14 protein-coding genes are annotated in these 15,882 nt (G+C 41.1%); 9 read left to right on the top strand and 5 right to left on the bottom strand.

The window, feature by feature from the left end; genetic code table 11:
- Nucleotides 1-2 precede the first annotated feature (2 nt).
- Entirely contained in the window at nucleotides 3-695 is a 693-nt protein-coding gene (locus tag KFO40_RS13570; protein WP_211146469.1) for a HesA/MoeB/ThiF family protein, read from the top strand.
- A 62-nt stretch (nucleotides 696-757) separates the two neighbouring features.
- Nucleotides 758-1,366 carry a thiamine phosphate synthase gene (locus KFO40_RS13565; protein WP_004313169.1) on the top strand — a complete coding sequence of 203 codons (609 nt, stop codon included), beginning with the start codon at nucleotides 758-760 and terminating at the stop codon, nucleotides 1,364-1,366.
- A gap of 144 nt (nucleotides 1,367-1,510) precedes the next feature.
- Here the strand turns inward: KFO40_RS13565 and KFO40_RS13560 are convergent, their stop codons facing one another.
- Both KFO40_RS13560 and KFO40_RS13555 read right to left on the bottom strand, forming a co-directional pair.
- Nucleotides 1,511-2,083 carry a porin family protein gene (locus KFO40_RS13560; protein WP_049702636.1) on the bottom strand — a complete coding sequence of 191 codons (573 nt, stop codon included), beginning with the start codon at nucleotides 2,081-2,083 and terminating at the stop codon, nucleotides 1,511-1,513.
- Nucleotides 2,084-2,279: 196 nt separating this feature from the next.
- Nucleotides 2,280-2,813, bottom strand: coding sequence for an outer membrane beta-barrel protein (locus tag KFO40_RS13555; RefSeq protein ID WP_009039498.1), 534 nt, complete (start codon nucleotides 2,811-2,813; stop codon nucleotides 2,280-2,282).
- 406 nt (nucleotides 2,814-3,219) lie between these two features.
- On the opposite strand from KFO40_RS13555, the gene KFO40_RS13550 reads away from it, so the two are divergent.
- Nucleotides 3,220-3,816 (top strand): YdeI/OmpD-associated family protein, encoded by a 597-nt coding sequence (locus KFO40_RS13550; RefSeq protein WP_004313172.1) that lies wholly within the window; start codon nucleotides 3,220-3,222, stop codon nucleotides 3,814-3,816.
- Nucleotides 3,817-3,891: 75 nt separating this feature from the next.
- On the opposite strand, the gene ppdK is transcribed toward KFO40_RS13550, so the two are convergent.
- Entirely contained in the window at nucleotides 3,892-6,612 is a 2,721-nt protein-coding gene (gene ppdK / locus KFO40_RS13545; RefSeq protein WP_008022674.1) for a pyruvate, phosphate dikinase, read from the bottom strand.
- 247 nt (nucleotides 6,613-6,859) lie between these two features.
- On the opposite strand from ppdK, the gene rlmD reads away from it, so the two are divergent.
- On the top strand, nucleotides 6,860-8,230 hold the full coding sequence (rlmD, locus tag KFO40_RS13540; RefSeq protein ID WP_248005584.1) for a 23S rRNA (uracil(1939)-C(5))-methyltransferase RlmD: 1,371 nt from the start codon (nucleotides 6,860-6,862) through the stop codon (nucleotides 8,228-8,230).
- A 112-nt stretch (nucleotides 8,231-8,342) separates the two neighbouring features.
- Complete coding sequence (locus KFO40_RS13535) at nucleotides 8,343-9,263, top strand: RluA family pseudouridine synthase (protein ID WP_117683500.1); 921 nt, start codon at nucleotides 8,343-8,345, stop codon at nucleotides 9,261-9,263.
- A 71-nt stretch (nucleotides 9,264-9,334) separates the two neighbouring features.
- Here the strand turns inward: KFO40_RS13535 and KFO40_RS13530 are convergent, their stop codons facing one another.
- Nucleotides 9,335-9,733 (bottom strand): hypothetical protein, encoded by a 399-nt coding sequence (locus KFO40_RS13530; protein WP_211146468.1) that lies wholly within the window; start codon nucleotides 9,731-9,733, stop codon nucleotides 9,335-9,337.
- A 111-nt stretch (nucleotides 9,734-9,844) separates the two neighbouring features.
- On the opposite strand from KFO40_RS13530, the gene KFO40_RS13525 reads away from it, so the two are divergent.
- The 4 genes from KFO40_RS13525 to KFO40_RS13510 all read left to right on the top strand — a co-directional run bounded on the left by KFO40_RS13525 (nucleotide 9,845) and on the right by KFO40_RS13510 (nucleotide 14,416).
- Nucleotides 9,845-11,485, top strand: a complete 1,641-nt coding sequence (locus tag KFO40_RS13525; protein ID WP_211146467.1) for a B12-binding domain-containing radical SAM protein — start codon at nucleotides 9,845-9,847, stop codon at nucleotides 11,483-11,485.
- A gap of 111 nt (nucleotides 11,486-11,596) precedes the next feature.
- Nucleotides 11,597-12,220 (top strand): DUF4858 domain-containing protein, encoded by a 624-nt coding sequence (locus KFO40_RS13520; RefSeq protein ID WP_118408867.1) that lies wholly within the window; start codon nucleotides 11,597-11,599, stop codon nucleotides 12,218-12,220.
- 100 nt (nucleotides 12,221-12,320) lie between these two features.
- Nucleotides 12,321-13,175: a type I methionyl aminopeptidase gene (gene map, locus KFO40_RS13515; protein WP_211146466.1), complete on the top strand. Its 855-nt coding sequence runs from the start codon at nucleotides 12,321-12,323 to the stop codon at nucleotides 13,173-13,175.
- On the top strand, nucleotides 13,175-14,416 hold the full coding sequence (locus KFO40_RS13510) for a DNA recombination protein RmuC (RefSeq protein ID WP_195564631.1): 1,242 nt from the start codon (nucleotides 13,175-13,177) through the stop codon (nucleotides 14,414-14,416). The genes map and KFO40_RS13510 overlap by 1 nt, the downstream gene beginning before the upstream one ends.
- Before the next feature lie 231 nt (nucleotides 14,417-14,647).
- Here KFO40_RS13510 and KFO40_RS13505 read toward each other — a convergent pair whose 3' ends face one another.
- Nucleotides 14,648-15,826, bottom strand: a complete 1,179-nt coding sequence (locus KFO40_RS13505) for a sodium:proton antiporter (protein WP_211146465.1) — start codon at nucleotides 15,824-15,826, stop codon at nucleotides 14,648-14,650.
- Between the last annotated feature and the right edge of the window lie 56 nt (nucleotides 15,827-15,882).

Genomic DNA, 15,882 nt, shown 5'->3' with positions numbered 1-15,882 from the left:
AGATGCGATACGACAGACAAATTATACTTCCCGAAGTCGGAGAAGAAGGTCAGAAGAAACTGCAGGAAGCCAAAGTGCTTATTGTAGGCGTGGGAGGGCTGGGCTCTCCCATCGCCCTCTACCTAGCAGGTGCTGGTGTGGGATGCCTGGGGCTGGTAGATGATGACTTGGTAAGCATCACCAACCTACAACGACAAGTGCTCTATTCCGAAAAGGAGTTAGGTAACCCCAAAGCTATCTGTGCTGCGGAACGGCTCTCCGCTCTTAACAGTGAGATCGAAATACACCCCTACGCTGTCCGGCTGACGAAAGACAATGCGTATGATATCATTCAGGAATATGATATAGTGGTGGATGGCTGCGACAACTTTGCCACCCGCTACCTGATTAACGACATTTGCATTGAACAGAAAAAGCCCTACGTATATGGTGCTATCTGCGGTTTTGAAGGACAGGTTTCTGTATTCAACTACGGAAATCAAAAGAAAAACTACCGGGATCTTTATCCCGATGAAGAAGAAATGCAACGGATGCCTCCTCCGCCCAAAGGAGTGATGGGGGTTACTCCTGCCATTGTAGGGAGCATTGAAGCTACGGAAGTATTGAAAATAATCTGTGGCTTTGGTGATGTTTTAGCCGGCGAACTATGGACAATTGACCTGCGGACACTGCAATCTAACAAATTTTCACTATAAAGGTTGGTTTCTGACATAGTTAATTAGTAACTTTGCTAAACAATCCAATTTTAACAAAAGAAATGAAACTAATTGTAGTTACCACCCCTACTTTCTTCGTCGAAGAAGATAAGATTATTACCGCTCTTTTCGAAGAGGGGCTGGATGTCCTACATCTTAGGAAGCCGGAGACTCCGGCTATGTATTCGGAACGACTATTGACACTTATTCCGGATAAATATCACCGTCGCATCGTTACACATGAGCATTTTTATCTGAAAGAAGAATTCAACCTGATGGGAATCCACCTGAATGCACGTAACCCCAAAGAACCGCATGATTATTATGGTCATATCAGTTGTTCCTGCCATTCTGTGGAAGAGGTAAAAAACAGAAAGCACTTTTACGACTATGTTTTTATGAGCCCTATCTATGACAGTATCTCTAAAGTGAATTACTATTCAACATACACTGCCGAAGAGTTACGCGAAGCACAAAGAGCCAAGATTATCGACTCGAAAGTGATGGCATTGGGAGGTATCAATGAAGACAATTTATTGGAGATTAAGGATTTCGGTTTTGGAGGAGCTGTCGTCTTAGGAGATCTCTGGAATAGATTCGACGCTTGTCAGGACCAAAATTATTTAGCCGTAATCGAGCATTTCAAAAAGCTGAAGAAACTATCAGATTAATAAATATAGCCGATCATAAAACTAACTGGTTATGCTTCCTCATTTTATCCAATAAGAGAAGTGTTTTTCCCAATCATGAAATATTAAAAAAGCCGTTGCGAATTACCTTCTGCAACGGCTTTCTATATTTTCAGTGTTTTCTTATCAGAACTTATATCCTACAACAATAGAAAAGTTCATGTTTTTAGGATTACCAACTTTTTCCACATCAACTAAACCAAATTGACCATCTAATCCTGCAATGATTCTACCAAATTCCAATGCAACTCCTACGCCAAGACCTGCATCAAAACGCTTCAAAGCATCATCACCAAAAGTATCAACTTTACGTTCTGTATCGTTTCCTAAATCAAATTTTGTTTTACCAGCAATACCACAAGCAAAATAAGGACCTGCATTAACTACAAGATTCGTATTATCTGCAACATTAAAACGTGCAGCAGCCATTACCGGTAATTCCAAATACATTGCATTAATGCTATTTCCATCTTTCTTTGCACCTTTACTAGTCAAGAATAATGAAGGCTGCAATGACCATGTATCATTAAAAGCATATTCAAAACCTCCTCCAAGCTTAAAGCCAACTTTTGCATTCAGATCAAGATCACCTGTATAATTACTAAAGTTCATCCCTACCTTGGCATTCCAACCTGTAATTTGAGAAAAACCTGCTACTGAAATCAGCGCAAATAAAACAAACAAAACACTCTTCTTCATAATTTTAAAGTTTTAAATTAATACTAAAGGTTTTTATTGACCTTATTGTTTAACAATGCAAATGTATAATTGTAATTTGTATTAAACAACTTTTTCGTTAACAAGTGCGTAATTTATAGAGATTATACATAAAAAAAGGGAATTCCCTATTTTTGAGAACTCCCTTTCCTATTTTGTTGAATTACTTTTCTTCTTATCAGAATGCGTAGTGGAAACCAATTGAAAGGTCTTCGCTAGTAAGATTAAGTCCGAATGAATGCTTAATAGGAGCATAATCCTCATCATAATCCATATTTCTCCGATAACCCAAGAAACCATACTTAGCTATAAAAGAGAAATTGTCATTCAACTTAACTGCGATTCCCGGTCTCAAACCGACTTGACCTCTTTTAAAAGTATCTCCATCTTTCACTTTATCAAAACCGATTGAAGCGGTTCCATCTAAGAATAAACGCACAATACCACTTTCATAATAAGAGAAACGGATATACGGAGCAAAGTCAAATGAATTCATAGAAACTTTGTTTGCATACTCATGTCCATACGCTAATTCAGCACCCAGCGCCCATGTTTCATTAAAGTTGTATCCGATTTCCGGAGCAATTTTAAAAGAAGTAGTGTTGCCTGTGCTGTTACGCCAAACGTTCAAAGATCCGCCTACGTAAATGTCTTGTGCTTTTACAGCGATAGTTGCTAACATCACAACTACCAATAATAAACCCTTTTTCATTTTCTTTGTTTTTTAAATTAAACGTTAGACCCCAATTCGGTCGATTGATTTCTGGGTGCAAATGTAAAGCAGTTTTTATGAACAAACAAACATTTAGTTAGTTTTTTATAATAAACACCAAATAAATGTTTAACGGAGACTCTGTACATCATATTATATAGCAACACAAAATTCTTGCTATCGATTCTTATTCAAATATATTGCATGTAGTGAGTGTTGTCATACCATAATAAGCCAAAGGATTTAAGAAGTAATGAGGACTGTTTCTTTAAGATTTAGTATCTTTGACGGGTGGTAAGCCTTTCAGCCATCAGACACAGACGCGTTTGACTGACATTGTATAGTGTAAAATGCTTCGTTATTATGAAAGTAAAGGCAATAAAACAGTTAGTTTAAACGATTGGGTATGTCAATAGAAATAAAGTATTTCGAGAACAGAAAAGATTGGCGAAAGTGGTTGAATGACAACTTTGAGATTGCCAATGAAGTTTGGTTTGTATTTCCCAGCAAGTCTTCAGGCGAAAAAAGTATCACATACAACGACGCTGTTGAAGAAGCTCTTTGTTTCGAGTGGATTGACAGTACAATAAAATCGCTCGACAAAGAACATAAAATTCAGCATTTCACACCCAGAAACCCTAAAAGTACCTATTCGCAAGCTAACAAAGAAAGACTTAAGTGGCTATTGGAAAATAAAATGATACACCCCAAATTTGAGGATAAAATACGAAATGTATTATCTGATCCTTTCATTTTCCCCAATGATATAATTGAAAGATTGAAGGAAGATAAGACAATATGGGAAAATTATCTCCATTTTTCCGACGCATATAAACGTATCCGAATTGCATACATTGAAGCAGCCAGAAAACGACCTGAAGAATTTGAAAAGCGATTAAACAACTTTATCAATAAAACGAAAGAAAATAAAAAAATCAGAGGATTTGGCGGAATAGAGAAATACTATTCATCCCAACTAAAAATCAATGATAATCTAAAATAAAATAGGCTGCAAATACTTTCACAAGTATTTACAGCCTATTTATCAGATAGTTAAGTACCTAACCAGCGTATTTGACTATCCTTCTATCGCTGCCTGCGCCGCCGCCAGTCTGGCAATCGGCACTCTAAATGGAGAACAACTAACGTAATTCAAACCTACCCGGTGACAGAACTTCACAGAAGAAGGTTCACCACCATGTTCACCACAGATACCACATTTCAAATCCGGACGGATAGCACGGCCTTTTTCTGTCGCCATACGTACCAGCTGTCCCACACCATTCTGGTCGAGAACCTGGAACGGGTCTACTTTCAAAATCTTCTTTTCCAGATAAACAGGAAGGAAAGAAGCTATATCATCACGAGAATAACCGAAGGTCATCTGCGTCAAGTCATTTGTACCGAATGAGAAGAACTCGGCAGAAGAAGCAATACGGTCGGCAGTCAAAGCAGCACGCGGGATCTCGATCATTGTACCTACTTTGAAGTCAATACTATCTCCTACTTCCTCAAACAATTTCTTAGCTTCCGAGCGAATCACATTTTCCTGCTCCTTGAATTCATACAAGATACCGGTTAACGGAACCATGATTTCCGGATGAGTTTCCACTCCTTCTTTCTTCAGTTCCAATGCAGCACCCAAAATTGCACGTGTCTGCATTTGAGTAATTTCAGGATAAGTATTTCCTAAACGGCAACCACGGTGACCTAACATCGGGTTATGTTCACAGAGTGATTCTACACGTTGCTGGATATATTGCAGGCTTACACCCATCGTATCCGCCATTTCTTGCTGTCCCTTCAAATCGTGAGGAACAAACTCATGCAAAGGAGGATCGAGCAAACGAACGGTTACCGGGCAACCAGCCATTGCTTTAAAGATACCTTTGAAGTCTTCTTGTTGATATGGAAGAATCTTAGCCAATGCTTTCCGACGTCCTTCTGCATTTTCCGCCAGGATCATTTCACGCATTGCTTTGATCTTTTCGCCTTCGAAGAACATGTGTTCTGTACGGCAAAGGCCGATACCTACTGCACCGAAGTTACGTGCAACTTCCGCATCATGAGGAGTATCCGCATTGGTACGTACCTGCAAACGAGTATATTTATCAGCCAGTGTCATCAATTCGGCAAAGTCGCCGGAAAGCTCTGCAGCTTTCGTTTCTACCTTGCCATTATATACTACACCTGTACTTCCGTTCAAAGAGATATAGTCACCTTCTTTCAGCAATACACCGTCAATCTCTACCGTACGGTTTTTATAATCAATGTTCAATGCACCTGCACCCGATACGCAGCATTTACCCATACCACGAGCCACAACAGCCGCGTGAGAAGTCATACCGCCACGAGCCGTAAGAATACCTTCGGCCACTGCCATACCGGCCAAGTCTTCCGGAGAAGTTTCGATACGCACCATCACCACACGTTTACCGGCAGCATGCCATTCGGCAGCATCATCAGCAAAGAATACGATCTGACCGGTTGCAGCACCCGGAGAAGCCGGAAGACCACGGGTCAACACTTTGGCTTTCTTCAAAGCATCCTTATCGAATACAGGGTGGAGCAATTCATCAAGTTTATTCGGTTCCACGCGCATCAAAGCAGTCTTTTCGTCAATCATACCCTGACGGAGCAAGTCCATAGCAATCTTTACCATGGCAGCACCTGTACGCTTACCATTACGTGTCTGGAGGAACCAGAGTTTACCTTCCTGTACGGTGAACTCCATGTCCTGCATATCTTTATAATGATTTTCCAGTTTAGTCTGGAGAGCATCCAATTCTTTATAGATTTCCGGCATTGCTTCTTCCATTGAAGGGAATTTCGCAGCACGAACATCTTCGGTAACGCCAGCCAATACAGCCCAACGTTGAGAACCAATCTTAGTGATCTGCTGTGGAGTACGGATACCTGCCACTACATCTTCACCTTGTGCGTTAATCAGGTATTCACCATTGAAAAGGTCTTCGCCTGTACCGGCATCTCGTGAGAAACAAACACCTGTAGCCGATGTATCACCCATATTACCGAACACCATAGCCTGTACATTGACAGCTGTACCCCATTCATCAGGTATACCTTCCATCTTACGATAAAGAATAGCGCGTTCATTCATCCATGAATCAAATACAGCACAGATAGCTCCCCAAAGTTGTTCGTATGCACAAGTCGGGAAATCTTTTCCGGTCTGTTCTTTTACAGCGGCCTTGAATTTCTTTACGAGTTCCTGCAAGTCTTCCACTTTCAACTCGTTATCCAGTTCTACCCCTTTCGCTTTTTTCACCTCTTCGATGATAGCTTCGAACGGGTCGATATCTTCTTTATTGGTAGGCTTCATGCCCAACACAACGTCACCGTACATCTGTACGAAACGACGGTAAGAGTCCCATGCAAAACGTGCATTACCCGTCTTACGGATAATACCTTCCACCACTTCATCATTCAATCCGAGGTTCAGGATCGTATCCATCATACCCGGCATAGATGCGCGTGCACCGGAACGTACAGATACCAACAAAGGATTTTCAACATCACCGAATTTAGATTTCATCAACGCTTCCACATGAGCGATTGCTTTTACAACTTCATCTTTCAGCAACTCAACCACTTTATCACGTCCTAACGTATTGTATTCCGTACAAACATCTGTAGTTATTGTGAATCCGGGAGGGACAGGAATTCCGATTAAATTCATTTCAGCAAGGTTGGCTCCCTTACCACCGAGCAAATTTTTCATGTCAGCCTTTCCTTCTGCCTGACCATTACCAAAGGTATAAACTCTTTTTTTATCCATAATATTGTGTTTAAAGTTACATTATGACTTTTTTCTGTTCGCAAATCTAAGGATATTTCGCAAACTTGAAAACTTTTTGCGAAAAAACTTTCTATCAAAATGCAATTTCGACATTACAATCCGGAATATTTCTGTATACCCGAATTTTTTCCAAAAAAAATACCTACTTTTGCAAAGTAATTATTAGACTGGTGTAAAAGTGGCAAGAAAGAAAAAAGAGCTTCCCTTATTGGAGAAGGTAACAATCATGGATGTGGCTGCCGAAGGAAAAGCCATAGCAAGAGTAGACGACCTGGTGATTTTTGTTCCCTATGTAGTGCCGGGTGATGTTGTAGACCTGCAAATCAAGCGTAAAAAGAATAAATATGCCGAAGCTGAAGCGGTGAAGTTTCACGAGCTGTCACCCAATCGCGCTGTTCCTTTCTGCCAACATTATGGCGTATGCGGTGGCTGCAAGTGGCAAGTGCTCCCCTATTCAGAGCAGATCAGATATAAGCAAAAGCAAGTGGAAGATAATTTGAGACGTATCGGGAAGATCGAACTTCCCGAGATTTCTCCGATTCTCGGTTCTGACAAAACGGAGTTTTACAGGAACAAACTGGAATTCACCTTTTCAAATAAGCGCTGGTTGACAAACGAGGAAGTTCGTCAGGACGTGAAATACGATCAGATGAATGCGGTAGGTTTCCACATTCCGGGAGCATTCGACAAAGTACTGGCTATTGAGAAATGCTGGTTGCAGGATGATATATCCAACCGCATCCGGAACGCAGTACGTGACTACGCTTACGAACACGATTACTCTTTCATCAATCTGCGCACACAGGAAGGTATGCTGCGGAATATGATTATACGCACATCTTCCACAGGGGAACTGATGGTAATCGTCATTTGCAAGATTACGGAAGATCACGAAATGGAACTGTTCAAGCAATTACTCCAATTCATAGCGGACTCTTTCCCCGAAATCACTTCTCTTCTATACATTATTAATAATAAGTGCAACGATACCATCAACGATTTGGACGTTCACGTATTTAAAGGGAAAGACCATATCTTTGAAGAAATGGAAGGCCTGCGTTTCAAGGTCGGCCCGAAATCATTCTATCAGACTAACTCGGAACAGGCTTATAATTTATATAAGATAGCCCGTAACTTTGCCGGATTAACAGGAAACGAACTGGTATATGACCTTTATACAGGAACAGGAACAATTGCCAATTTCGTTTCACGTCAAGCCCGCCAGGTGATCGGTATCGAATACGTGCCGGAAGCTATTGAAGACGCAAAGGTGAATGCAGAAATCAATGATATCAAGAACGCAATTTTTTATGCCGGCGACATGAAAGATATGCTGACGCAGGATTTCATCAATCAGCATGGGCGCCCCGACGTAATCATTACAGACCCTCCCCGTGCCGGTATGCACCAGGATGTGATTGATGTCATTTTGTTTGCGGAACCGAAACGAATTGTATATGTTAGTTGTAATCCTGCTACTCAAGCGCGGGATCTGCAATTACTGGATGAAAAGTATAAGGTGAAGGCCGTTCAACCCGTAGATATGTTCCCTCACACTCATCACGTAGAAAATGTGGTGTTGCTGGAACTTCGATAAAGAGTTCACCACAGATTACGCAGATTAGCACAGATTATAATAATCAGTAATAAAAATCTGTGTTAATCTGTGTAATCTGTGGTGAAAAATAAATTCTCAAAAGAAAAAAGAAATGGAAAAAAGACCTAGAAGAACTCCTGCCGAAAAAGCACGTGCTCAATATACCAATTATGCAGTCAAAGAACCCATGGAATTAATGGAGTTCCTGGCTGCCAAGATGCCGGATGCAAGTCGCACGAAATTAAAATCGTTGTTAAGCAAGCGGGTCGTGTTTGTTGATAATGTGATAACCACGCAATTCAACTTCCCCCTTGAAGCGGGCATGAAAGTGCAAATCAGCAAGCAAAAGGGAAAGAAAGAATTCAATAACAGATTACTGAAGATTGTATATGAAGACGCCTATATCATTGTCGTCGAAAAGATGCAAGGACTTCTATCCGTCAATACGGAGCGTCAGAAAGAGCGCACTGCCTACACGATACTGAATGAATATGTGCAACGCTCCGGACGTCAATTCCGTGTGTTTATCGTTCACCGCTTAGATAGAGATACTTCCGGTCTGATGATGTTTGCCAAAGATGAAAAAACACAGCGGACGCTACGCGACAACTGGCATGAGATAGTGACCGACCGTCGATATGTAGCCGTAGTGGAAGGTAGTATGGAAAAAGATTATGATACAGTCGTTTCCTGGCTGACTGATAAAACACTTTACGTAAGTTCCAGTGAATACGATGACGGTGGATCAAAATCTATTACCCACTATAAGACAATCAAACGCGCTAACGGATATTCTCTGTTGGAACTCGATTTGGAAACTGGCCGAAAGAATCAGATTCGTGTACACATGCAGGATTTAGGGCATCCTATTATCGGCGACGGAAGATATGGAAGAGAAGATTCTCCCAACCCTATCGGACGATTGGCACTCCATGCCTTCAAACTTTGTTTTTATCATCCGGTAACGGGAGATTTAATGGAGTTCGAGACGCCTTATCCGGCGGAATTTAAGAAGTTGTTTTTGAAAAAATAAAGCAAATATGCTCAAAAAAAGGAGTTATATCGATTGATATAACTCCTTTTTTATTTAAATTATAATTTATTCTATTGCATCTGCAACTCAATATAATCAATATATTCTCCATCAAGATACAAATCACCTTGCAAATAACGACCTCTAACACGAACACCTCTAATCTCACGTAAAGCAAAATCATAACCATAATCAAGATACAATGTTCCATAATCCACCCACCAACGGAATGGCAAATCACCGGCGGGCCTACCATCGTAGTCAAAGACTTGGTAATCTATTCCCAAACCATTGTTATCCAAACGAATACCACTTTCTATCGGATTATTGTCAGAACCAAACCATAAATCACCAACCCAAGTACGCCCCATCAAATCGTCATAAATATCTTCATCGTCTTCACACGAAGTAAAGCCAACCAATAAAGTCAGCATCATCAAGATACCCGCATATCTCTTTATCATTTTCATAATTCTCTAGTTTATTGCGTTTATTAATACAAAATTAGCGTTTTTTATTTACTATACATCACAAGCCACAAGTTTTTTGTACCTTTGCGAAGATAATATTAAAATTTCCGCATGAAACTTCTTTGGCTTGATTTAAATAGTTCGTACGCTCATTCTTCGTTGGCATTACCTGCCTTACATGCCCAAATAGCAAATAATACAGACATTGAATGGTGTACGGTTTCCGCCACGATCAATGAAAACACCGGCAGTGTCGTCAACCAAATCTACCGCCATCAACCGGATATCATTGCAGCTACCAATTGGCTATTCAATCATGAGCAACTCCTGCACATCGTTTCACGCGCAAAAGCATTACTACCTCACTGCTGTGTTATACTCGGAGGTCCCGAGTTTTTAGGAGATAATGAAGCTTTCTTATATAAGAACAAATTTGTAAGCGGAGTGTTTCGCGGAGAAGGCGAAGAAGTATTTCCATTATGGTTAAAAGTGTGGAATCAGCCAAGAAAGGAATGGAAATCAATCACAGGACTTTGTTACCTGAATGAATCAGGAGAATATCAGGACAACGGACTTGCCCGTGTCATGAACTTTTCTGAATTGGTTCCTCCCGAAAAAAGCTGTTTCTTCAATTGGAGCAAACCATTTGTACAGTTAGAAACTACCCGGGGATGTTTTAACACCTGTGCTTTTTGTGTCAGTGGAGGTGAAAAGCCGGTTCGTACCTTATCTCTCGAAGCAATCAAAGAACGTCTCGACGTGATACACGAACACGGAATCAAAAACGTGCGAGTACTGGATCGTACTTTCAATTACAATAATAAACGGGCAAAAGAGCTATTAAACTTATTCCGCGAATACCCGGACATCTGTTTCCATCTGGAAATTCATCCGGCACTACTTTCCGATGAACTCAAACAGGAATTAGCCACTCTGCCTAAAGGTCTGCTGCACCTGGAAGCCGGTATCCAAAGCCTTCGGGAAAACGTGCTTGAACAAAGTCGAAGAATAGGAAAACTCTCCGATGCTTTGGCCGGACTCCACTATCTATGTTCACTTGAAAACATGGAAACTCATGCCGACTTGATAGCCGGGCTCCCACTCTACCATCTATCAGAGATTTTCGACGACGTCCGTACCTTAACCGAGTATGGCGCAGGAGAAATCCAACTGGAATCTCTGAAATTACTTCCGGGCACCGAAATGCGAAGAAGAGCGGATGAATTAGGTATACAGTATTCTCCACTTCCTCCATACGAAGTACTTCAAACCCGTGAAATCACGGTAGATGAGTTACAAACAGCCCATTATCTGTCACGCCTGTTAGACGGTTTCTATAACACTCCTAGCTGGCGAAATATCACCCGTATACTAATTTTGGAGAACCCCCATTTCATACATGACCTACTCGACCATCTGGTCCGGACAGATGTCATCGACACTCCTCTTAGCTTGGAAAGAAGAGGATTAATCCTTTATGATTTCTGCAAGAATCATTATCCCGACTACCTGACACAAGTCAGTATTGCATGGATAGAAGCAGGTATGTCATTAAAAAAAGCTCCGGCAGAAAAAGTAAGAACCAAAAGACAGTTACCTCCTGAAAGTTGGGAAGTAGTATACGGTGCATACCGTGAAAATCTACGACTATGTTTCCTCCCTGTCGATGAAGAAGGACATGGCTACTGGTTTGGCTTTGAATCGGAAATTCAGAAGATACAACCGGTTTTCAAAGCTAGAAAATTATCATAAACAAAAGAAAAGTATTCCCATATTATGTGAAATAATTACTATTCACTAATCGTTCAAAGCAGCATATCCTGTTTTTCACCGTCCATACAATAAACTTTACTAGCACAGTGTATGGACATTCGGAAATATCAATTGAATATTCTTTGTTTATTATTGTTCCCCTTATCCGCAACAGGGCAAGAATGGAGCAAACAGGACTCATTGAGACTTCAGCAAATGTTGGAATCCGATCAGGAAATCAAGAAAAACAGAAAGCTTATCGAAAAAATAGAGCAAAAAATGTACTCTCGAAAACCATTTGTAGATTTTGATCCCACACTACCCACTTTAAAATCTTCCACAATCTTTTCGAGACCTTCTATTCACACATACAAGATGTTCCAAAAGCCAGGTTCCACCTTTTTACCCACTTATTCCTGGTTAAGAATAAACAAGAACCTTATCCTGCATAGTAAAAGCGACTTTGCAGAAAATTCCAATCATTTCCATATCCAAAGCCAAATGGAATATAAATTATCCTCCAGATGGTCTCTCGACATATATGGTTCACAAAACCTCGATACCCGAAGATACCGAGGGCTCCCCTCCGAAGTGGAACCAACCAAATTAGGAAGTAATGTCGTTTTCAAAATAAATAAAAACTGGAAAATCAAAACAGGGATGCAATACCAATATAATGCTATACGAAAAAGATGGGAATGGATACCTCAAGTTAGCGTTTCATACGAATGGTAAATCCTATTGATAATTGAGGATCGAAAAGTTTTAGAAAGCAAGAAAGCATATTTTCCATTTATTCTCGTACCTTTGTCATACGATTAAATATGCTATCATAATGAAGAACTTTATCAAGGGATTCCGGTTTACCCCCTCTAATTATCCGGCAGAAGTAGAAGCAAAAATACAGAAATACAGAAAACAAGGTTACAAACTTCCACCGCGTAAAGTACTCCGTACCCCCGAACAACTGGAAGGTATCCGGGAAAGTGCCAAAATCAATACTGCACTGTTAGACTATATTTCAGAAAATATTCGCGAAGGAATGTCTACTGAAGAGATTGATGTATTAGTATATGATTTCACCACCAGCCACGGTGCTATCCCTGCCCCACTCAACTACGAAGGATTTCCTAAAAGTGTATGCACAAGCATTAACGAAGTTGTGTGCCACGGAATACCTAATAAAAATGAGATTCTGAAAAGCGGAGACATTATCAATGTGGACGTTTCTACCATTTACAAAGGATATTTCTCCGATGCATCCCGTATGTTTATGATTGGCGATGTCAATCCTGACATGCAAAGATTAGTACAAGTCACCAAAGAGTGTATGGAAATAGGTATTGCCGCCGCACAACCCTGGAAACAACTGGGTGATGTAGGCGCAGCCATCCAGGAACATGCAGAAAAGAATGGTTTCAGCGTAGTTCGTGATCTCTGCGGACATGGCGTAGGTATGCAATTCCATGAAGAACCGGACGTAGAACATTTCGGCCGACGGGGTACGGGCATGATGATCGTACCGGGAATGACCTTTACCATCGAACCCATGATTAACATGGGAACCTACGAAGTCTTCATAGATGATGCCGACGGATGGACTGTCTGCACCGACGACGGACTACCTTCCGCCCAATGGGAAAACATGATTCTGATTACTGAAACCGGAAACGAAATTCTGACGTATTGATGGAACTGATTCTACTTATTGTCATTGCCATATTAGTGATAGTACTACTTGTATTATCACTAACCAAAGGCAACAATCAAACTCAAGCAGAACAACTACAAATAGCCTTGCGTCAACAGATGCAGGAAAACCGGGAAGAACTGAACCGCAGCATCCGGGAACTTCGCATGGAAATGACGCAAACGCTGAACCAGAATATGCAGCAGCTCCAAGACGTTCTGCACAAGAATATGATGACCACCGGCGAATTGCAACGGCAAAAATTCGACACGATGGCCCGCCAACAGGAAACATTACTGAAATCCACCGAGAAACGCCTGGATGACATGCGCCTGATGGTGGAAGAAAAGCTGCAAAAGACGTTGAATGAACGCATCGGCCAATCATTCGAAATTGTTCGTTCGCAACTTGAAAACGTACAGAAAGGACTGGGAGAAATGAAATCCCTGGCCCAAGATGTCGGCGGACTCAAAAAAGTATTGAGCAATGTGAAAATGAGGGGAACGTTCGGTGAAGTTCAACTGGGTGCACTCTTAGAACAGATGATGAGCCCTGAACAGTATGACGCCAACGTAAAAACGAAAAAAAGCGGAACCGAGTTTGTAGAATTTGCCATTAAACTTCCGGGAAAGGACGATGCCAACAGCACCGTCTACCTCCCTATCGACGCCAAATTTCCCAAAGACGTATACGAGCAATACTACGATGCATTCGAAGCAGGAGACACAGCATTGATGGAATCGTCCGGTAAACAATTGGAGAACACAATCAAGAAGATGGCAAAAGATATCCATGAAAAATATGTAGATCCGCCTTTTACCACAGATTTTGCCATTATGTTCTTACCGTTTGAAAGCATTTATGCGGAAGTAATCCGTCGTACAAGTCTTGTTGAAACGCTGCAGAAAGAATATAAGATTGTAGTTACGGGACCGACAACATTAGGGGCCATCCTCAATAGTCTTCAAATGGGATTCCGTACATTGGCTATCCAAAAACGCACCGGAGAAGTCTGGACTGTATTGGGAGCTGTCAAAACGGAATTCAGCAAATTCGGAGGATTACTTGAGAAAGTACAAAAGAACCTGCAAAGCGCCGGCGACCAACTCGAAGAAGTGATGGGAAAACGAACACGTGCCATCGAACGCAAACTGCGGCAAGTGGAACAGTTGCCACACGAAGAAAGTCAAAAGATTCTACCGATCGACGGAATGGAAGACGAATTTGTAGATGAACCATAATTTTCACCACAGATTACACAGATTAACACAGATTTTAATATAAATGAGTTATTAACCAAGAAAATGCGTCAAAACCCTTAAAAGCCTATTTTTTAGATGCGTCTAAAAAATAACAGATTGACAGGTCAATTTACTTTTGATACCCCCTCTTACTTTATGAAGAAAATCTGTGTTAATCTGTGTAATCTGTGGTGAATGAACTCCGTTTTGTATTAATCTGTGGTGATTTTTTCAGTCAGTATAACTCCGCAAAGCCAGATTCTTCACCCACAATACAAAGATACCTGTCAAAATCAGATTCAGCACCAAGGTAAGAACAGAAATTACCAATGCCGGCCCACCCAAGTTATACCCTAACGCTATGAAAATAATTCCGGCTCCTACCTCACCACGGGTAAACATACCGATAGAGAGAGCCAGTCGCTCGCTTAATTTCCGGTCACGGTAAAAGAACATCGGGCAAAGCTTTCCTATATTCGACAATAAAGAGACAATCACCACATGAAACATAATCATCCCCCACGACATCATCTCCTGCGAACCGGTGACGGAATAAGCACCTGCATGAGTCTCCGCAAAGTTCACACCAATAAAATGCGGCATACTCATCCCCACCAGGAACATGAAGAAAAATGAAATTCCGGTAGAAACCTTTCGTTCCACGGGCGTATCATGTTCCTTATGTTTCATAATCATACCCAGCACAAATGCAGGCAGCAGGACTTCAATATGAATACTTCCCTCCTCCCCATACAATTCCTTACTACCGAGATAAAGAATTTGAGTAGCCAAAAATATGATTATTGAATAAAAGAGGATAGCCTTCCAATCCTGACGCCAATCGTATTTATTCAGCCTTTGCCAGCCGATCGATAATAACAGGAACACAATCACTACCACAATAATCAACTGCCAGCGCAGCCCGATCATCATAATCTGAAGAGGAATCATCAAAAGAATCGTATCCAAATCATCGAAAATAGCCAACACCTGTATCTTCTTATAAATCCAACTGGACTTTAACCCGATAGCCGCCAACATTGTAAACAAAATACCGGCTGATGTCGGTGCGGCAAAACGGCTCAACAGCAAATTCTCCTTCCAGGCTTCCCAACTATTCCAAAAATCGGGTGGAAGCAATACAAACACATAATAAATGGCAATCATAAACCACGGCAAAGCAGCCGTAGCCATGGCAATAAAATAATCCTGGGCGTAACTTTTCCATCGTGTCTTATCAAGAACGAATTCACGGCCTACATTAATCATTATAAAACTAAGGCATACATAGAGCAATACATTCGATATGGATTTAACAGCTCCATAGCCATCCCCTGCCATCATCGGCAGGAATTGCGAAACGACGAGCCCCAACATCAGGAAGCCCGAAAAAGACAGAACTTTTCTCATATTTATAGTTGTTTGTTCCTAAAAAGTGATTGCCAAGGAAAGCTCTGCAGACAGAA

The organism is Bacteroides sp. 1001302B_160321_D4, from assembly GCF_015667765.1.
GTDB classification, from domain to species: Bacteria; Bacteroidota; Bacteroidia; order Bacteroidales; family Bacteroidaceae; genus Bacteroides; species Bacteroides xylanisolvens.
Note: the sequence above shows the minus strand (reverse complement) of the source record. Positions and strands in the feature narration are given on the sequence as shown.